The sequence below is a fragment of the Hydrogenivirga sp. 128-5-R1-1 genome, from assembly GCF_000171895.1.
In genome coordinates this window covers 119,935-137,782 of sequence record NZ_ABHJ01000006.1, presented here as the reverse complement: position 1 = coordinate 137,782, position 17,848 = coordinate 119,935, and the positions used below count along the sequence as shown (strand labels likewise).

The 17,848-nt window shown below is 51.9% G+C and carries 17 protein-coding genes; 6 read left to right on the top strand and 11 right to left on the bottom strand.

Annotated elements, in window-relative coordinates; genetic code table 11:
- Nucleotides 1-127: 127 nt before the first annotated feature.
- The gene (locus tag HG1285_RS10065; protein ID WP_008287318.1) at nt 128-1,147 is read left to right on the top strand and encodes a PAS domain-containing sensor histidine kinase; all 1,020 of its coding nucleotides are present in this window, start codon (nt 128-130) and stop codon (nt 1,145-1,147) included.
- Here HG1285_RS10065 and HG1285_RS10070 read toward each other — a convergent pair.
- Nucleotides 1,082-2,470, bottom strand: a complete 1,389-nt coding sequence (locus tag HG1285_RS10070) for a sigma-54 dependent transcriptional regulator (protein WP_232219473.1) — start codon at nt 2,468-2,470, stop codon at nt 1,082-1,084. The genes HG1285_RS10065 and HG1285_RS10070 overlap by 66 nt on opposite strands.
- Before the next feature lie 51 nt (nt 2,471-2,521).
- Here HG1285_RS10070 and HG1285_RS10075 point away from each other — a divergent pair, with 51 nt between their 5' ends.
- On the top strand, nt 2,522-3,118 hold the full coding sequence (locus HG1285_RS10075) for an RNA ligase partner protein (RefSeq protein WP_008287316.1): 597 nt from the start codon (nt 2,522-2,524) through the stop codon (nt 3,116-3,118).
- Here the strand turns inward: HG1285_RS10075 and HG1285_RS10080 are convergent.
- From HG1285_RS10080 to rtcA, 5 genes are read right to left on the bottom strand one after another with little or no spacing between them, the layout of a single operon-like run.
- Complete coding sequence (locus HG1285_RS10080; protein WP_008287315.1) at nt 3,089-4,186, bottom strand: RNA ligase; 1,098 nt, start codon at nt 4,184-4,186, stop codon at nt 3,089-3,091. The genes HG1285_RS10075 and HG1285_RS10080 overlap by 30 nt on opposite strands.
- The gene (purQ, locus tag HG1285_RS10085; RefSeq protein WP_008287314.1) at nt 4,179-4,862 is read right to left on the bottom strand and encodes a phosphoribosylformylglycinamidine synthase I; all 684 of its coding nucleotides are present in this window, start codon (nt 4,860-4,862) and stop codon (nt 4,179-4,181) included. The genes HG1285_RS10080 and purQ overlap by 8 nt, the downstream gene beginning before the upstream one ends.
- Nucleotides 4,862-5,083, bottom strand: coding sequence for a phosphoribosylformylglycinamidine synthase subunit PurS (gene purS / locus HG1285_RS10090; protein WP_008287313.1), 222 nt, complete (start codon nt 5,081-5,083; stop codon nt 4,862-4,864). The genes purQ and purS overlap by 1 nt, the downstream gene beginning before the upstream one ends.
- On the bottom strand, nt 5,052-7,397 hold the full coding sequence (locus tag HG1285_RS10095; protein ID WP_008287311.1) for a DNA topoisomerase (ATP-hydrolyzing): 2,346 nt from the start codon (nt 7,395-7,397) through the stop codon (nt 5,052-5,054). Before HG1285_RS10095 ends, purS begins: the two co-directional genes overlap by 32 nt.
- Before the next feature lie 8 nt (nt 7,398-7,405).
- A complete protein-coding gene (rtcA, locus tag HG1285_RS10100) occupies nt 7,406-8,476 on the bottom strand; it encodes an RNA 3'-terminal phosphate cyclase (RefSeq protein WP_008287310.1) in 1,071 nt (356 codons plus the stop codon).
- Nucleotides 8,477-8,493: 17 nt separating this feature from the next.
- On the opposite strand from rtcA, the gene HG1285_RS10105 reads away from it, so the two are divergent.
- Nucleotides 8,494-10,203 carry a chloride channel protein gene (locus HG1285_RS10105; RefSeq protein WP_008287309.1) on the top strand — a complete coding sequence of 570 codons (1,710 nt, stop codon included), beginning with the start codon at nt 8,494-8,496 and terminating at the stop codon, nt 10,201-10,203.
- Here the strand turns inward: HG1285_RS10105 and HG1285_RS10110 are convergent.
- The gene (locus HG1285_RS10110) at nt 10,195-11,376 is read right to left on the bottom strand and encodes a TRC40/GET3/ArsA family transport-energizing ATPase (protein ID WP_008287308.1); all 1,182 of its coding nucleotides are present in this window, start codon (nt 11,374-11,376) and stop codon (nt 10,195-10,197) included. The genes HG1285_RS10105 and HG1285_RS10110 overlap by 9 nt on opposite strands.
- Before the next feature lie 101 nt (nt 11,377-11,477).
- On the opposite strand from HG1285_RS10110, the gene HG1285_RS10115 reads away from it, so the two are divergent.
- Nucleotides 11,478-12,554: a cytochrome-c peroxidase gene (locus HG1285_RS10115; protein WP_008287307.1), complete on the top strand. Its 1,077-nt coding sequence runs from the start codon at nt 11,478-11,480 to the stop codon at nt 12,552-12,554.
- A 29-nt stretch (nt 12,555-12,583) separates the two neighbouring features.
- On the opposite strand, the gene lpxC is transcribed toward HG1285_RS10115, so the two are convergent.
- The 4 genes from lpxC to HG1285_RS10135 are packed head-to-tail and all read right to left on the bottom strand — an operon-like array spanning nt 12,584 to nt 16,334.
- The gene (gene lpxC, locus HG1285_RS10120) at nt 12,584-13,393 is read right to left on the bottom strand and encodes a UDP-3-O-acyl-N-acetylglucosamine deacetylase (protein ID WP_008287306.1); all 810 of its coding nucleotides are present in this window, start codon (nt 13,391-13,393) and stop codon (nt 12,584-12,586) included.
- 7 nt (nt 13,394-13,400) lie between these two features.
- Nucleotides 13,401-14,135, bottom strand: coding sequence for a uroporphyrinogen-III synthase (locus tag HG1285_RS10125; protein ID WP_008287305.1), 735 nt, complete (start codon nt 14,133-14,135; stop codon nt 13,401-13,403).
- Entirely contained in the window at nt 14,108-15,421 is a 1,314-nt protein-coding gene (gene trmFO / locus HG1285_RS10130) for an FADH(2)-oxidizing methylenetetrahydrofolate--tRNA-(uracil(54)-C(5))-methyltransferase TrmFO (RefSeq protein WP_008287304.1), read from the bottom strand. Before trmFO ends, HG1285_RS10125 begins: the two co-directional genes overlap by 28 nt.
- A gap of 46 nt (nt 15,422-15,467) precedes the next feature.
- Entirely contained in the window at nt 15,468-16,334 is an 867-nt protein-coding gene (locus tag HG1285_RS10135; protein WP_008287303.1) for a prohibitin family protein, read from the bottom strand.
- Between the two features lie 26 nt (nt 16,335-16,360).
- Here HG1285_RS10135 and HG1285_RS10140 point away from each other — a divergent pair, with 26 nt between their 5' ends.
- Both HG1285_RS10140 and lpxA read left to right on the top strand, forming a co-directional pair.
- Nucleotides 16,361-17,056 (top strand): nicotinamide-nucleotide amidohydrolase family protein, encoded by a 696-nt coding sequence (locus tag HG1285_RS10140; protein ID WP_008287302.1) that lies wholly within the window; start codon nt 16,361-16,363, stop codon nt 17,054-17,056.
- Entirely contained in the window at nt 17,053-17,838 is a 786-nt protein-coding gene (lpxA, locus tag HG1285_RS10145; RefSeq protein ID WP_008287301.1) for an acyl-ACP--UDP-N-acetylglucosamine O-acyltransferase, read from the top strand. The genes HG1285_RS10140 and lpxA overlap by 4 nt, the downstream gene beginning before the upstream one ends.
- The last annotated feature ends 10 nt before the right edge of the window (nt 17,839-17,848 follow it).

Sequence of the window (17,848 nt, the reverse complement as noted above, 5' to 3'; positions counted from 1 at the left end):
TTACGAAAATACAGATTTATCAATAAATTGTGCAAGACCCTCAGTTTTGAGATGGTGTCATTTCTGTCACCCGCAGGGTCAGTCCTGACAGCTTTTCGCCGTCCGTGGCAGGTATAAATTAAATCCGATGGACTTCTCGGTCTTTGATCACTTTGAGGAAGAGGTGGTCGTTATAGATAGGAATTTCAGGATAGTTTACGCGAACAGGAGATACGCGACAGACCTCGGATACAGAGACCCTAAGGAGGTCATAGGCAACTTCTGCTACGTGGTTTCCCATCATCAGGATAAGCCCTGTGAGGGGGAGTGTCATCCCTGTCCCATGCGGGAAATTGAGAAGACTGGCAGGTCTGTGAACGTGGTTCACACCCACTACACCCACGACAACAACGAGGTTCCCGTGGAGATATGTGCCTTTCCCATAGAGAACGGAGAGAAGATAGTGCAGATAATAAGGGACATAAAGAGTGACAAGGAGAAATACTACCTCTTCAGCCTTTCCCAGAAGTTGAGCTCGGTCGGCTTCTTAGCCCTCGGCATAGCCCACCAGATAAATACACCCCTTAGCACCATACTCCTTGCCCTTGAAGAGCTTGAGGACAAGCTGGGTACGAGCGAGGAGACTGAGGTGATAAGGAGTGCCGTCAACACCTGTAAGGACTACGTTGATAAACTCCTCTTTCTGGTAAAGAGGAGTTCAGTGAAAGACTTCGTGGACATAAACAAAGCCGTGAAGGACTCCGTGGAGCTCCTCAAGATGTACGCCAAGGAGAGGGGGGTTGAGATAAGGCTTCACCTGAAAGGAGACGGGTACATACTCGGCAACGAGAGCGATATAAGGCACCTCGTCTTGAATCTCGTCATCAACGCCCTTCAGGTATCTCCCTACGGTGAGAGCGTGGAGGTTGTGTCCGAAGTTGGCGAAAATGCATGGATGCTCAGGGTTGAGGACAGGGGACCGGGCATAGAACCCGACGAACTCAGCAAGATATTCATACCCTTCTATCAGGGGAAGAGCAAGAGTGAAGGTGCGGGTCTGGGATTAGCCATAGTTGACAGCATACTCAGGGAGTACGGGGGCTCAATTAACGTCCGGAGCACCCCCGGTGAGGGAAGTACCTTTGAGCTCTCCATTCCTCTCTCTTAACTCCTTTAGTTTCCTGAATACGGTTCTCCTACTGCACCCGAGAGCCTCTGCCACCCTGTCCACGCTCCCGAGCTTCCTGTAGAGGAAATCTATGTACAGGAGCTCCAGCTCCTTCAGGGAGGGCATACCCGAGAACACGTTCTCAAGGCAGAGCTCCCTGTCGCTCGGGTGAGGGAAGCAGAGGTGTTCGTCCACATACTCTCCCTTTGACATGAGAGAAGCCCTCTCTATTGCGTTCCGGAGCTCCCTTATGTTGCCGGGCCAGTGATAGCTCATGAGCAACCTCACGGTCTCAGGTTTTATCCTCTTCTTGAACTTCCTTAAAAAGACCTCTGCGAGCAGAGGTATATCTTCCTTTCTCTCCCTTAGAGGTGGTATCTCCAGCTCCACCGTGTTTATCCTGTAGAGCAGGTCGCTTCTGAACTCTCCCCTCCTAACCATATCGTTTAGGTCTCTGTTCGTTGCGGACACTATCCTGACGTCCACCTTTATCTCCCTCAGTCCCCCTATCCTCCTGAAGCTCCTCGTTTCCACGAACCTCAGCAGTTTGGACTGCATCGTCAGGGGTATCTCCCCTATCTCGTCCAGGAACAGAGTTCCTCCGTTGGCAAGCTCTACGAGACCGAGTTTCCTCTGGGTAGCACCCGTATAAGCTCCCCTCTCATGCCCGAAGAGCTCGCTCTCAAAAAGGTGCTCCGGGATGGCGCTGCAGTCCACCACTATGAAGGGCTTTTCTCTCCTCTCTGAGAGCCTGTGTATGTAGCGGGCTATTATCTCCTTACCCGTCCCCGTCTCACCCCTTATCAGCACGTTTATATCGCTGCGGGCTACGTTTTCCACCATCTCAAGGGTCTTCCTGAACTTGGGGCTCTTGGTATCAAAGATTATCTCGTGGTCTCTGTCAAAGAGAAAGCTCTTCAGAGCTCTGTTCTCTTCCTCAAGACGTCTCTCCTTTATAGCCTTGTTTATGCTCACTTCAAGTATCTCAAAGCTGAAAGGCTTCTGTATAAAGTCGGAAGCCCCAGCCTTCATAGCCTCAACCGCCGTGTTTACGTCCCCGTATCCCGTTATGACTATGAACTTGGTGTTCGTTAAGGGTGCCATGCGCCTGAGCAGGTCAAGTCCGCTCATGTCCAGGAGCTTTATGTCCAGCAGGGAGACCTCGTACCCCTTTTCCTTGAGGAGCCTCTCGGCTTCCTCTCCACTCCTAACGGAATCCACCCTGAAGCCCTTACCGCGCAGCTTCTTTGATATAAGCCTGTTCAGGCTCTCGTCGTCTTCAACTATGAGTATGCTCCCCCTCATGGGTGTCAATTTTGGCACATTCTATCCCCCTGTCAATTAGAAATGCTTTCCTGCATTAAAATAGGACTTATGGAGAACTTTGTATTGGACACGAGCGTGTTCACAAACCCGGACGTTTACGAGACCTTCGGTGAGAAAGACCAGCTCGGTGCGGTGGAGAACTTTATCCATCTCGCCATACACTCGGGGGCAAACTTTTACATGCCCTCGTCCGTTTACGATGAGATGCTCAAGATGGTGGAGCTGGGTCCTTTCTCTGCAGAGTTTGAGATGGTTGTCAAGATACGTTCCCCGAGGAAGTACAACGTTAGGATACCCAGTGAGGTTCTCTACGAGCTCATAGAGGAGATAAGGCACAGGATAAACAAGGGTCTTAGGATCGCCGAGGAGCACGCCAAGGAAGCTGGCAAGCTGACCGAGGTTGATGTGGGAAAGGTGATAAACAGGCTGAGGGAAAAGTACAGGGAGGCACTCCGTCAGGGGATAATAGACAGTAGGGAGGACGTTGACGTTTTACTGTTGGCTTTTGAGCTTGACGGCACCATAGTTACCGCTGACGAGGGTCTGAGGAGATGGGCTGACAAGGTCGGTATAAAGTTTATAAACCCTAAAAACTTCAGGGGGATTCTTGAGAGCTTAATCAAACACAAGTCCGCCACTAAGTAGGTGTCCAAGGAGTCCCGTCATGTTCAGAAAGACCTTATCAAAGGTGAGTATCCAGTAGTCTCCCTCCTGCTTCAGCTCCCTCTCTATGACCTGTATGTGCCTTGAGGTTCTGTGGAGAAGCTCCATGAGGGCAACGGCATTGTCCCTGCTCCTGAACCTGCACCTGAAGGTCCTGTAAACCTTGTGTTCTCTCTTGAACTGTTCTATTGCCTCAAAGAGACCATCTATAAAAGCCCTTCCCAGCTCTTCGTAGAGGTGCTCCGTTCTCTCTATACCTTCCTCTTCCATGAATAGGACGAGCCTGAGAACCCTGTTTGTGTAGTACTCCGGGGGGAGTTGGAGCATGTTCTTTGTGGTTACCTTTATGTCACTCAGGTTTGCGTAGCTCGTTATGTACTTCGCCCTCCTGTTTTCCTCCGACTCTTCCTTGAAGACCACACCTTCCCTTCCCTCCTCGTTCAACCGCAGGAGGAGTTCCTTCAGCTCCCCCACGTCCTCTCTCTGGAACTTACCGAAGACCTCCACACTCGGGAGGGAATAGTTCTCTATTAGTCTTAACTTATCCTCCTGACTTAAGAACCCCTGCTCGTTCTTTCTCATTATGTCAAAGACGAAGAACCTTACGTCCTCCTCCACGAAGGGTGGGCTTTCCTCTATGTAGGGATTTTCGGGTCCGGCCACCTCTGCGCAGAGTATAAGGTCTGGGTTGTCTTCAAAGAACTTCAGGTCTATGAAGTCCGGCAGCCTGTCGGTGGTGAAGGGGCATATGTACCCTCCCCTTGAGAGGGCTATCACCCTGTCCCCCACCTTGAAGACCCTCACGTTGTATCCGTCAACCTTCTCCTCCACCCAGAATGGGTTTTTGAACTGCTCTTTTAGCCCTCTCTCAAGTATGAATATCCTGCCTATGTGTGGGTATCCCCATATGACGGTGTCCTGAAATATGGCGGTGCCTCTGGGTATATCTTTGAAGTCGTCCGAGAAACGGAGGTACTCAAAACCCAGGAAGGTTTCCGAGCGGGCTTTCCTCTGCCTTACAGCCTCTTTGACGAGGTCAACCTCAATCACTGATAAGAGAATACCACAGCATAAGCCCGTCGTGGCTTCCAAGTATGTCCTCTGAAGCCCTCTCAGGGTGGGGCATCATACCGAACACGTTCCCCTCCCTGTTCATAACACCCGCTACGTTGGACACGGAACCGTTAGGGTTTGCCTTTTCACTCGCTTCTCCCCTTTCATCCACGTACCTGAAGAGTATCTGTCCCCGTTCCTCCATCTCCCTGAGCTCATCACCCTCTACGTAGTACCTCCCGTCGTGGTGGGCTATGGGTATCCTGAGGAGCTCTCCTTTGTCAAGCTCCTTCGTGAAGTGGGTGTCCCCGTTCTCAACTCTGAGCAGGACATCTTTACACACGAACCTCATGTTGAGATTGGGTAGAAGCGCTCCCGGAAGGAGGTGAAGCTCCGTAAGTATCTGAAAGCCGTTGCATATCCCTATGATCAGCTTTCCTCTCTGGGCTGACTCGTAAACGGCTTCCGCGAGGGGTGTTCTGGAGGCGAGTGCCCCCGGCCTGAGGTAGTCCCCAAAGGAGAAGCCACCGGGAAGAACTATGCAGTCGTATCTGGAGAGGTCTTTTTCCTCGTGGTATACGAACTCAACCTCCTTTTCCAGAACGTCCCTTATAACGTAGTAGGTATCGTAGTCACAGTTGGAACCGGGGAAGACGCAGACCGCAAACTTCATCAGAGTTCCTCTATCTCGTAGTCCTCTATGAGAGGGTTGAGTATGAACTTCTCAACGATCTCTTTTACTTTCTCCCCCTCTTCAACCTCCATCTCAACCAGCTTTCCCACCTTCACGTGCCTTACCTTGAAGCCGTTGTCCTTGAGCATCTCCTCAACAGCCCTTCCCTGGGGGTCAAGGAGACCCTCCTTAGGCGTTATCAGAACTCTCACCTTCTTCATAACCTTTCCCCTCAGACTTTATAACTATCCTCCTGATCTCGTCCTCCTCTTCCAGCTTCCACCTCTCCTTGGCGAGCCTGTCCCTCTTTGAGAGGGGTATATCCTCAGCCCTTATCCTGTCGTAAAACGCCCTGCCGAGCTTCGTGGTGATCAGAAGCTCAAGCTCGTCCTTTATCGGCAGTAGGTCAACGAGCCTCTCCCTCGCAGACCCTAAGACGTTCACCCCTTTGACACCCCTGTTCCTGACTCCTATCTCCTGCTGGTATATCCTCTTGACCTTGCCGTCAACCGTAACCACGATTATGTAAGGCTGGTCTTCCCTTATGACCCTCGCACCTGCTACCTCGTCGTTATCCTCTACCTTTATGCCCTGAGCACCCTTAGTACCCGGAGTTGCGGCTGGTATCTCCCTTATGCTGAACCTCGCCACCTTACCCCTTCTCGTGAACATGAGTATGTCGCTCATGTCTATGGACTGAGCTATACCCACTACTTCGTCGTCCTCGGCGAGCTTTATTATCCTCATCCCTTGAGCCTTGTACTCAAACTCCACTAAAGGTATCTTCTTTATCATTCCGTTCCTGGTTGCGAGGAGCAGCCTGTCTGCGAACCTCTCCCTTATGAAGGCACCAACTATGTACTCTTCGGACTCCTTGAAGTTCACCTTGCTGCCCTGTAAAGCCTGAGAGCCCGCGAGCCAGTAAACCCTTCCCCTGTTGGATACGAGGAATAGACCTTCGGTGAAGGGAACGTCAAGTATATCAACTACGGGAGACTCTCCCTCGGGCATGTTCTCCACGGGCATGACCTTTCCGTTCTCAAGCACCGCCACCACGAGGGAGCCTTCTTCAATCTTCTCCTCAATACCCTCTATGAACGTTCTCCTGGGGTCTCCGAACTTCTTAACGAGGTTTTCCGTCTCCTCTACGAATATCTTTATCCTCTCCTCCTCACTTCCCACCACCTTCCTGTAATACTCTATCTTCTGGAGAAGGTCAGCCTCCTCCTGTCTGAGCTTGTCTCTTTCAAGGGAGGTTAGTCTGTGGAGCCTGAGGTCAAGGACAGCCTGAGCCTGCCTCTCGGTGAGCCCGAAGCGTGCCTGGAGCATCTCCCTCGCTTCCTGGACATCCTTTGACCTCCTTATGCCCTCTATGACCTCGTCAAGGTTGTTGAGTGCGATGAGAAGACCCTGAACCACGTGTAGCCTGTCCTCAGCCTTCTTCAGGAAGAAGCGAGTCCTCCTGAGTATTATGCTGAGCCTGTGCTTTATGAACTCCCTGAGGAGCTCCTTTATGCCCACCAGCTTGGGCTCTCCGTTTATGAGAACCACGAGGTTGACGGGAAAGCCCTTCCTGAGCTGGGTATATTTGAACAGCTTCTTTAAAACCTTCTCTCCCTTAGCCTCCCTCTTGAGCTCTATGACTATCCTTATACCGTCCTTATCCGACTCGTCCCTTATGTCGGATATCTCCTTCAGCCTACCGCTCCTCACGTTGTCCGCTATCTTCTTTATTAGCTCCGCCTTGTTCACCTGGTAGGGTATCTCAGAAACTATTATCTGCTCCCTTCCGCCCTGAACTTTCTCCACGTGAGCCTTAGCCTTCACCTGGACTATCCCCCTACCCGTCTCGTATATCTCCTTTATGTCCTTGTAGTTCTCTATAACACCTCCCGTCGGGAAGTCGGGACCCTTAACTATCTCAAGTATCTCCTCGGTGCTCATGTTGGGGTTCTTTGCAAGCTCTACGAGAGCCTTGCCTACCTCTCTGAGGTTGTGGGGAGGAATTGAGGTTGCCAATCCCACAGCTATACCTGCGGTTCCGTTACAGAGGAGGTTCGGAAATTTTGAGGGAAGGACGGCAGGCTCCATCAGAGACTCATCAAAGTTGGGAATGAAGTCCACCGTATCCTTGTCTATGTCTTCAAGGAGCTCAACCGCCACCTTGGAGAGCTTCGCTTCAGTGTATCGCATTTGGGCGGGCGGGTCTCCGTCCACCGAGCCGTAGTTTCCCTGTCCTATGATGAGGGGGTATCTCATGGAGAAGTCCTGAGCCATTCTCACAAGGGCGTCGTAAACCGCCTGATCCCCGTGGGGGTGGAACTTACCCAAGACCTCACCTACCACCCTCGCGCTCTTCTTGAAGGGCTTTTCAGGCATTAGCCCCATCTCATACATGGCGTAGAGTATCCTTCTCTGAACGGGCTTCAGCCCGTCTCTCACGTCGGGGATAGCCCTCCCCACTATGACGGACATGGCATAGTCTATGTAAGACTGCTTGACCTCTTCCTCTATGGGGATCTCAATGATTTCCATTGGCGTTATTATACCACAGCCTCAACGACTCTCTCCTCCCTGCTAACCCTGAAGGTGCCTTCTCCTAAGAACCTTTCACAGACCCAGATGTTGGTTTCTAAGTGTCCCGTGAAGAGGGGAACCTTTATAGAACCTCCTGTGAGCCCGATCCACGGAACGAGGTGATCAGCCAGATGCCTGTCAACGGTAGCCCCTGAGCTCCAGTCCTCCCAGAGCTTTCTCGCACACTCCTCCCCAACCACCTCTGCAGGTTTGCCCTTCTTCCCTAAATTGTCCGCTCCAAACAGGTTTCCTTCCGTGTCCTCAAGCCACAGCGTAACGCTCGTCCCTATTGAGGGACTCTTGACATACTGCCTGTAAACCTCCGGCTCTGGAAAACCCTTCTCCTTCAGGAACTCAATCGCCCCACTTACCTGCCTCTCCACAACCTTCCTCTCCCTCAGGCGTTCCTCAGCCACCGATAGGAGGTGAAGTCTTTTAATATCACCCCTCCTGTTTTTAAAAAGGTCTATCCTGCCTTTTAAAAACTCCCTTACGGATTTTAAATCCTTGGGCTCTTCAGAAAGACCGCCTTCGGCGGTGAGTTTAACACACCCTCCTCCTGCGGGGTAGTAGCCCCTCCTGACCACATCAAGCCTCGCGAACTCTGCTATGCCCGATACGTGGGGAAGATAGACGAACCTTACCCAGTCTATAGTGGGACTCATGGGAACCTCCGTCCCTCCCGTAACCTCAACCTCCACCTTCCCGGGGACGAAGAGAGATACGGGAAGTATTGTCTGAAGGAAGAGGCTTATTGAACCAGCACTGCCGAAGTTCACCCTGTAACTCCCCGGTTTGAGTTCTCCGGGTATGTAGGTGAGCTCCTCGGAACCCAACGAGTCGCCCTCCACCTCAGCCGATGCGAGCTCTCTGAGAAGTTTAACTATGTGAAGGTGCTGTCTCTTCAGTCCCGGCTTCTTCCTCTTAGCCCTGATATTACTTATCTTCACCGGTGTCTTGAGTATCGTGCTCAAAAAGAGGGCTGTCCTCACTATCTGTCCTCCTCCCTCTCCGTAAGAACCGTCAAGCTCAAGCATAAGATAAAATTTACCCCATGCTCAGGAGATACCTCCTGCTTCCCATAACCATAGGGGTTCTCACGGGACTCTTTGCGGTTCTGTTCGTCCACGCCCTTGAGTTCCTCACCCACTACGTTCTTGAACTTGTGGTGGGATACCTTCAACCGCTTCCAGCCGGTGAGGGGACGAGGGAGCACTTCTCCTCCTATCCGGAACGACCGTACCTTCTCCCCCTGACGGTTGCCCTTGGCGGGCTTGTCTCCGGACTTCTCGCCCACTTCCTATCTCCAGAGTCCGCCGGGGTGGGAACGGACGCAGCGATAAGGGCTTACCACAACAAGGATAGGCTCTCCATAAAGTCGTCGGTCGTGAAGCTGGTTACCTCCGCCATAACCATAGGGACTGGCGGAACCTCTGGAAGGGAGGGACCCATAGCTCTGATAGGGGCAGGCGTGGGCTCAACGGTGGGGGAACTCTTCAGGCTGAATTCTAAGGAGAGGAGAACCGCTCTCGCGGTGGGTCTCGGGGCGGGGATAGCGGCAATATTCAAGGCACCTCTCGCAGGTGCGATAATAAGCGCTGAGGTCTTTTTCAGGAGGGATTTTGAGATAGAGGCGATGATCCCCGGCTTCATAGCCTCGGTGACCTCCTACAGCATCTTCGGGCTCTTCTTTGGGTTCCAGCCCATATTCTCCGCGGAGATCCCGAAGCTCCTTAACGTCCAGCCCTTTTCCCTCCTCGCTTACGCAGGTCTTGGGTTCGTGTGTGCAATAGTGGTCAGGGTGTTCACCTTCGTCTTCTTTAAAGTGAAGGAAGAGTTTGATAAACCAAGGCTCCCTACCTACCTCAAACCCGCCCTCGGTGGCTTCGTTGCTGGGCTCATAGGTGCCTTCGTTCCTGTCGCAATAGGTAATGGATACGGGTGGCTCCAGCTCATACTGGACGGAAAGCTCAACGACCTGACCTTTATAGTCCTCGGAGCGCTTGCGGTTATGCTGGGGGTGTCCTTTACCCTCGGCTCGGGGATGTCCGGGGGTGTCTTCGGTCCCTCGGTCATGATAGGTGGACTGGTGGGAGCGGCGTACAGCTTAGCCCTGAACCAGCACTACTCTCTTTCTTTACACGTCCCCTCCTTCACAATAGTGGGGATGGTCTCCCTCTTCGCAGGGGCTGCAAAGGCGCCCCTCTCTACCCTCATCCTCATAGCTGAGATGACGGGAGGCTACGAGCTACTCGTTCCCGCGATGGTTTCCGTATTCATCTCCTACTTTCTGAGCGGTAAGAAAAGCATCTTTCCAAGTCAGGTGGACACGCGCCTTGACTCACCAGCCCACATGGACGAGTGGGGTCTGTTCATTCTTGAAAAGCTGAAGGTCAGGAGCTACATGAAGGAGCCCATAACGGTGAAGCCCTACGATTCGGTGGAAAAAGCCTACAGGGTTATGATGGACAACCTTATAGGGGGTGTTCCCGTAGCCAACGGGGGAAAGCTCGTTGGAATAGTGACTAAGAGCGATGTCATGTCCGTTCCCCACCATGAGAGGAGCAGGGTTAGAGTTCACGAGATAATGAGCACGAACTTGGTCGTTGTAACGCCTGAGGACACGCTGGGGGACGTCTTCAGGCTCATGACAGCGAGGGGAGTAGGCAGGCTTCCCGTGGTGGACAAGAGGGGGAGCAGGAGGCTCGTTGGGATAATAGCGAGGGCTGATATAGGCAGGGCTATAAGGGAGTTCTCAACCTAACCTCACGTATATGTATCCGTCCTCTATCTTGGCACCCTGGGGTTCTAAGTTCCTGAGTTTGCGGGGCAGGAGTATATGGCTCTTGAAGTTCCCCACCCTTATGACTATGTCGTCCTCCCCTTTCAGTAGGGAAACGCTCTCCTTCTTTATGAAAGGTGCTCTGACCTTTATGAGGTATTCGCCGTCCTCCTGTATGAACTCGTAAGGTCTTTCTTTAAAGAAGACTTCAGAGGGGTCTCTGTCCCTGTATATGAGGTCTGACAGTATCTCAAGCCTTTCAATACCGAAGACCTCCTCTTCAAGTAGGGGTATCCTGAAGACCGGCACCGGTGAGAAGAAGTCCTCTATCTCCTCTATGTACTTCTTCTGTATATCTATCCACTTTCTCAGGTAGGTGCACTCGCCCGCATCGGGGGGAATCACCTTGTTCACTATCACGGAGTCAACGTTTACCCCGAAGAGGTTGAAGTACATAAAAGCCCTCTGGCTCTCCTTTAAAACCATCTTCTCTGGGTTTGAAACGAGCCTCACGGAGGTGGCCTCCGGGTCTATGAGTATCTCGTCAACACCCTTCAGCTTATCGTAGAAGTTTTCAAGGGCTTTAAAGTAGGATTCGTCCGGCAGGGGAACGTCCGAAAGCCTACCAACCACTGGACGGGCTACCTTCATCACGAGGCGCTCAGTCTTGAATATCTTCTTCATGTACCACTTTAAAACCGTGGGCATGGAGACGAACCTCAGTGACTCCCCTGTGGGCGGAAGGTCTAATATGAGGACGTCGTACTCTTTCTCTCTGTAGTATTTATTGACATATAGGAGGCTCGTGACCTCCTCCATACCGGGAAGTATGGCGAGCTCCTCCGCCAAGACCTCGTCCAGCCCGGTCGTGTTAAAGAGGAGTTCAAGAAACCTGTAAACGTCTCCCCAGTATCTGTCCACCTCCTCCTGAATGTCTATCTCCTGTATGTGTAGCTTCTCGTTTATTTTTATGGGAAGACCCTTTGCGGAGTACTTCTCCTCATCGGGTATATCAAAAGCGTCTGCGAGGGAGTGGGCGGGGTCAAGAGAGACTACTATGGTTTTGTAGCCCAGCTTTGATAGCTTGTAGCCTGTAGCCGCTGAGACCGTTGTCTTCCCTACACCGCCCTTGCCTGAGAACAGAATTATCCTCATCGGTTATATTGTATATGGAATCGGGGAGATCCATTTGCGAATTATTCGCAAATTAGTATATAATTATATTGCAATTTAATAACATATAGGAGGTGAGAAGGATGAAGAAGGTAGCTGCCGTTGTGGCTGTGGCTGTTGGTAGTGTCCTGCTCATGGGAGCTGGCAAGGCTGAGGATGCTAAGCTCCTTCAGGAGGCTAAGAAGTACTTCAAGCCCCTACCTAAGGTTGCAGACAGCAGGGAAAACCCTGTAACCAAGACAAAGGTTGAGCTCGGCAAGATGCTCTACTACGAGCCCAGGCTCTCCAAGAGCGGTCTCATAAGCTGTAACACCTGTCATAACCTCGCAACCTACGGGGTTGACAACCTCCCAACCTCTGTGGGGCACAGGTGGGCTATAGGTCCGAGGAACGCTCCCACGACCCTGAACGCAGCTTTGCACGTAGCCCAGTTCTGGGATGGAAGGGCTAAAGACGTTGAGGAGCAGGCTAAGGGACCCATACTCAACCCCATAGAGATGGCTATGGACTCCCCCGAGGAGGTGGTGAAGAGGCTTGAGTCCATACCGGAGTACGTGAAGCTCTTTAAGAAGGCTTTCCCCAAGGATAGGAAGCCTCTCAACTACGAGAACGTTGCCAAGGCTATAGCCGCCTTTGAGAGAACCCTCATGACGCCTTCAAGGTTTGATAAGTTCCTTCAGGGAGATGTTAACGCACTGACTGCTAAGGAAAAGAGAGGACTCAAAACCTTCATAGAGGTGGGATGTGCCAGCTGTCACAACGGACCCGCTCTCGGCGGAACCATGTTCACGAGGTTCGGTATAGTTGAGGCTTACTGGGAGGCTACGAGGGACTACGTAACCCTTGAGAAGCCCACAATGCCCATGGACGTGGGTAAGTTCGCGGTTACACACAAGGAGGAAGACCTCTACGTCTTCAAGGTTCCCTCCCTCAGGAACATATCCAGAACCTACCCCTACTTCCACGACGGTTCAGTGTGGAACCTGGAGGATGCCGTCCAGGTGATGGCTAAAGTTCAGCTTGGAAAGGAGCTTTCCAAGAAGCAGGTTAGCGACATAGTTGCCTTCCTCAAGGCTCTTGACGGAGAGATACCCAAGCACGCCCTTGAGCTCCCCGTACTGCCACCCTCCACCAAAAACACAGAGAAGCCTGTAAGGTGATCAATCACGCCCCCTCTGGGGGCGTCCTTTTATGCTACGAGAACCTGTTCGTAAAGGGCTTTTACAAGCTCAAAGTTGAGGCTGTGTCCACCCTTGTAGGATACGAACTTTCCCCTAACCGAGGTTCCCAGGAGGTAAAGGTCTCCTATTAGGTCAAAGACCTTGTGTCTCACCGGTTCGTCCTGATACCTGAGCCCCCCCTCGTTGTATATCCTCTCCCTTCCTATTACGAGGGTGTTTTCCAGACTTCCGCCCTTCCCGAGGCCGTTCTTCTTTATGAACTCTATCTCGTGTTCAAAGCAGAAGGTCCTCGCCAGGATTATGTCCCTGACGTTTCCCCTGAAGGTATACCTCTGCCTGCCAAGGTAGGTCTCAAATACGCCTTCGTAGGTTATCTCAAAGCACGAACAGGGAAGGGCAACTATGTGGGAGTCTCCCCTCTGGACGCGCACCTCTTCCCTTATCTGAAGGGGCTCTATATCGGAACCCTGCTTCAAGACATTACCTTTGAGCTCTCTGTAGAAGAAGTATCCGCTCCCGTCCATTATGGGTATCTCGTTCCCGCCCTGCACCTCTATGGTAAGGTTGGATATGCCGAGGAGGTGTAGCGTTGCGAGTAAGTGCTCCACCGTTTTGACCACGACACCATCCTTACCTAAGTCCGTTGAGTGGAAGGTGTTTACGACGTTTTCCGGGCTGACCGGTATCCTGACGCCGTGCCTGTAAAAGCTTATCCCCGTGTCCTCTTTCTCCGGGTGCAGTATTATCTTCGTCTTCTCCCCTGAGTGTATTCCGACGCCCTCAAACTCCAAAGCTTCTTTTATAGTTCTCTGCTTCATAGCGACTTTAACTTATGCAATTTTCCTGCCAGAACTCGTGAATTTTACCCGTGACCTCTTCCATCAAGGGTTTGGGTGGCACTATGGCTGGGGTTACACCGAACTTTTCCAGCTCCTTTTTTGTAGTTTTTCCAATAGACACGACCACCAGGTCGTTGAGTACAGCTTTCGCCGTGCCCTTTCGCAAATTTGCAAAAAAGCTCCTGACCGCCGAAGGGCTCGCGAATACTATGAAGCCACCCCCCTTAAGTATAGACACTACCTCTTCCTCTGAATAACTGACCTTTGAGGTTCTGTAAACGTTAATTGTGACAACTCTGTATCCTTTACTTGAGAGCCCTTCCACAGCTTCGTCCCTGCCCTGTTCCGAGCGCGGGATGAGGACTGTTTCACCTCTACCAAGTGGGAATTCATTCACTACGCCTTCGGCGCTCATGTCTTTCGGGACGAGCCACACCTTGTATCCGAGCCTTTCCAGCTCTTCCCTCGTCCTATTGCCCACGGCTATAACCTTTACCCCTTTTGGTATATCGGAGCTTTTGAGGAAGTGCTTAACCGCTTTTGCGCTCTGGAAGACCACATACTCGTAGCTGTCCTTGGGAACCTGGAAGTCCAAAGGCTCCGTTCTGATCAAGGGTAGTTCAACGACCTCAAATCTATACTTTTCAAAGAGCTTCCTGTCCCTTTCTATATCTTCTACTGACCGGGTGAGTATCACCCTCTTTGGAAGTCTTCCACCCATTCTCTCATTTTATTCAGGGCTCTCTCAGCAAAGAGTTCCTTTCTCCTTTTCTTGTCTTTCACTCTCTTCTCCAGCGGGGGTAGGAGACCGAACACGGGGTTCATGGGTTGGAGTTCACCTTCCTTGCCCGTTACGTATCTCACGAGGGAACCCAGCATGGTCTCAGCCGGAGGAACTACGAGCTCTTTGCCCTCTGCAAGCCTTCCCGCGTTTATTCCCGCAAGGATGCCGGTTGCTGAAGATGCAACGTAGCCCTCCACCCCAGTTATCTGCCCTGCGAAGAATATGTTCTCCATCTTCCTCATGTTCAGGAAGGGGGTCAGAACCCTGTTTGACTGGATGAAGGTGTTCCTGTGCATGGAACCGAGCCTGACAAACACAGCATTCCTGAGGGCTGGTATTAGCCTGAATACCCTCTTCTGCTCCGGGTAGGTGAGTTTGGTCTGGAAGCCAACGAGGGAGAGGAGCGTCCCTTCAGCGTTCTCCTTCCGTAGCTGGACGACGGCAAAGGGTCTCTCCCCTGTTTCTGGGTCAACCAACCCTACGGGTTTCATGGGACCAAAGAGCAGCGTCTGATATCCTCTCTGGGCTATCTCCTCTATGGGAAGACAACCCTCAAAGTGAACCGCCTTCTCAAAGTCCTTGGGTTGAACCTTCTCCGCTTTCAGGAGTTCCTCGTAAAACCTTCTGTAATCCTCCTCCGTAAGGACACAGTTGAAGTAATCGTCCCCGCCCCTTCCGTAACGGGAACCCCAGAAACCTTTGGAGAAGTCAACGCTCTCCGCTTCAACTATGGGAGATATAGCATCGTAAAAGTACAGGGTGTCATAGCCAACGAGCTCCCTTATGTGCTCTGTGAGCCTTTCGGAGGTTAGAGGTCCAGTGGCGACTATAACTATCTCATCTTCGGGTATGCGCTCTACCTCCTCCCTCCTGACCTCAACGTTGTGGTGCCCTTCTATCCTCCTTGTTATGTATGAAGCGAATATTTCCCTATCAACCCCGAGGGCGCCCCCGGCGGGAACCCTTGCCTCCTTCGCGGCTTCTATCACCAGGGAGTTAAGCAGGCTCATCTCAGCCTTGAGCAACCCCGCACCCGTGGTGAGCTCTGTTCCTCCGAGGGTGTTGCTACAAACGAGCTCGGCGAGCTTGTCCGTTTTATGGGCTGGCGTCTGTTTCTGGGGTCTCATCTCGTATAGGATTACCTTATGCCCTTCGTTAGCCAGCCTCCAGGCGGACTCTACCCCTGCGAGACCACCACCAATTACGATGATGCGCTCTTTCATCGGAAAAGAATAATATAGCCCCAGAGGTCGGATTTAGAAGCTAACCTTATCTCTTCCCCTTAGGCTCAGGAAGCTGAATTATAGGGGTCATCTTCGTATCGTAGGGTATGAGGATTATCGTGTTGTTAGGGCTCTCCGCATAGACCTTTATGTTCTCAAGAAACTTCCACATCAGGTATTCCTTGGTTAAGGAGCCCGCTATTATCCTGTTTGCCTCCGCTATACCCTTCGCCTCTATCTTCTTCCTCTCTGCCTCAAGCTTCTCCTTCTCAACGAGGAACTTCATCCTCTGGGCTTCCTCAAGGGCTCTCCTCTTCTGCTCTATAGCTTCCACCACCTTTCTGGGGAGTTTTATGTCCCTTATGAGTATCTCGTCCAGCATTATGAACCTCTTCTCAAGCTCGCTCCTGACCTGCTGGGCTATCTTCTCCTGTATGAGAGCCCTCTCCTGGTAGACCTGGGCGCTGTCAAGGGTGGCTATAACGTCTCTAACGGAGGAACGTATAACGGGCTTTATTATCCTGTCTTCGTAAAGGAGGCCGTACTCTATGTATATCTCCGCAGCCTTGTCGGGCATTATCTTGTAGAGGGTTGTAAGCTCCACGTTTATCGTGAGCCCGTCCCTGGACAAAGCGTTTATTGAGTTGGAACCCGTGAGGTCATAGCTGTGGGTCCTCACAGACATCTTCTCAACCCTCTGTATGAAGGGTATTATCAGGTGCAGACCCGGTTTGAGCTCGTCAGGACTCGCCTTCCCGAGGGTGAGCTTAACACCCACGTATCCGCTCGGCACAACAACGAAGGGGTTTGAGAGCAGCACGAGAAGGACCACCGCAACAGCGAGGGCACCTAAAGCCATAAGCCCCTTGGGAACCTGTGGAGGCTTTGGGTATCTCTGGGGGTCAAAGTCCATGGTTATATAATACTCCCTTAGAGGATATGGAGTGTGAAGTTTGTCTCTCTGAGGAAAAGTCTTACACGAACCTTTACCTGCTGAGAACCTTTGACCTCTCTCCCGAGGAAGTGGAGGTAAGGCTCAGGGGTCTTGATTTTAAGCTTGAAATTACCCTTGCGGGTGTGGACATAATCTTTGAGGATAAGGAAAACTGGGATAGGGCGAGGAAGGAGCTCTCTGAGTTCATTTATTCGGAGGACGGCTCTCCCCTTGAGAACGTTGTTGGGAAGCTCCTGAAGGAAAGGGGAGAGACCCTAAGCACCGCTGAGAGCTGCACCGCCGGACTCGTCTCGGCGAGACTTGTGAACGTCCCCGGCAGTTCCGAGTACTTCGTGGGCGGTGTCGTGGTCTATTCCAACGAGCTGAAGGTGGAACTGCTGGGAGTTGGAGAGGAAACCCTGAGAAACTTCGGAGCTGTGTCTGAAGAGACCTGCAGGGAGATGCTCAAAGGGTTAAAGGAGAGGTTCGGGACGACCTCAGGTATAGCCATAACCGGCATAGCCGGTCCCGGGGGTTCAGAGAGCAAGCCCGAAGGGCTTACATACGTGGGTGTCTATTACAGAGACAGGGTGCACGTTGACGAGAGGGTGTTCGGCGTGGGTAGAAATCCCAACAGATTTCTATCCTCTCAGGTAGCATTAAATAACCTAAGGAAACTTATCCTTGAGGAGGAAGCATGAAGATACACCCTACAAGCGTGGTAGGAGACAAGGTAAAGCTCGGTGAAGACGTTGAGATAGGAGCCTTCTGTGTTATAGAGGGTGATGTTGAGATAGGCAGGGGAACCAGGGTAGGCAACAGGGTGACGATAAAGGGAAAGACGAGGATAGGAGAGAACTGCCGGATATACGAGGGAGCCGTTATAGGAGAAGACCCACAACACCTCAAGTACGAAGGGGAGGAGAGCGAGGTAATCATAGGAAACAACGTTCTGATAAGGGAGTACGTCACGATTCACAGGGGCACAAAGATAGACAAAATGAAGACCGTTATAGGTGACGACGTCATGCTGATGGCTTACTCCCATGTAGCCCACGACTGTGTTGTGGGTAAGGGGGTGATAATGGCAAACTGTGCGACCCTCGGGGGACACGTTGAGGTTGGAGAGTACACCTTTATAGGGGGACTCTCGGCAGTCCACCAGTGGGCGAGGATAGGTGCTTACGCCATGGTAGGTGGGCTCACGGGGGTATCCCTGGACGTCCCTCCCTTCACGAGGGCTTCAGGTCAGCATGCGGAGCTCTACGGTGTAAATACGGTGGGTCTGCAGAGGAGAGGTTTCTCAAAGGAGAGGATAATGGCTATAAAGAAAGCCTACAGAATACTCTTCAGGAGCAACCTGCTGAAGAAGGAGGCTATAGAGTTGCTGAGGAAGGAGTTCAAAGGTAACGAGGACGTGGAGTTGCTCGTGAGCTTTATAGAGAGCTCCAAGAGAGGAGTTTCCAAGGATGCTAAAGCCTAAGGAGGAAGGG

Excerpts from the sequence above, each read along its gene's own strand:
- HG1285_RS10065 (WP_008287318.1), top strand. The coding sequence starts at position 128 with ATGGACTTCTCGGTCTTTGATCACTTTGAGGAAGAGGTGGTCGTTATA.
- HG1285_RS10075 (WP_008287316.1), top strand. The coding sequence starts at position 2,522 with ATGGAGAACTTTGTATTGGACACGAGCGTGTTCACAAACCCGGACGTT.
- purQ (WP_008287314.1), bottom strand. The coding sequence starts at position 4,862 with ATGAAGTTTGCGGTCTGCGTCTTCCCCGGTTCCAACTGTGACTACGAT.
- purS (WP_008287313.1), bottom strand. The coding sequence starts at position 5,083 with ATGAAGAAGGTGAGAGTTCTGATAACGCCTAAGGAGGGTCTCCTTGAC.
- HG1285_RS10095 (WP_008287311.1), bottom strand. The coding sequence starts at position 7,397 with ATGGAAATCATTGAGATCCCCATAGAGGAAGAGGTCAAGCAGTCTTAC.
- rtcA (WP_008287310.1), bottom strand. The coding sequence starts at position 8,476 with ATGCTTGAGCTTGACGGTTCTTACGGAGAGGGAGGAGGACAGATAGTG.
- HG1285_RS10105 (WP_008287309.1), top strand. The coding sequence starts at position 8,494 with ATGCTCAGGAGATACCTCCTGCTTCCCATAACCATAGGGGTTCTCACG.
- HG1285_RS10110 (WP_008287308.1), bottom strand. The coding sequence starts at position 11,376 with ATGAGGATAATTCTGTTCTCAGGCAAGGGCGGTGTAGGGAAGACAACG.
- HG1285_RS10115 (WP_008287307.1), top strand. The coding sequence starts at position 11,478 with ATGAAGAAGGTAGCTGCCGTTGTGGCTGTGGCTGTTGGTAGTGTCCTG.
- lpxC (WP_008287306.1), bottom strand. The coding sequence starts at position 13,393 with ATGAAGCAGAGAACTATAAAAGAAGCTTTGGAGTTTGAGGGCGTCGGA.
- HG1285_RS10125 (WP_008287305.1), bottom strand. The coding sequence starts at position 14,135 with ATGGGTGGAAGACTTCCAAAGAGGGTGATACTCACCCGGTCAGTAGAA.
- trmFO (WP_008287304.1), bottom strand. The coding sequence starts at position 15,421 with ATGAAAGAGCGCATCATCGTAATTGGTGGTGGTCTCGCAGGGGTAGAG.
- HG1285_RS10135 (WP_008287303.1), bottom strand. The coding sequence starts at position 16,334 with ATGGACTTTGACCCCCAGAGATACCCAAAGCCTCCACAGGTTCCCAAG.
- HG1285_RS10140 (WP_008287302.1), top strand. The coding sequence starts at position 16,361 with ATGGAGTGTGAAGTTTGTCTCTCTGAGGAAAAGTCTTACACGAACCTT.
- lpxA (WP_008287301.1), top strand. The coding sequence starts at position 17,053 with ATGAAGATACACCCTACAAGCGTGGTAGGAGACAAGGTAAAGCTCGGT.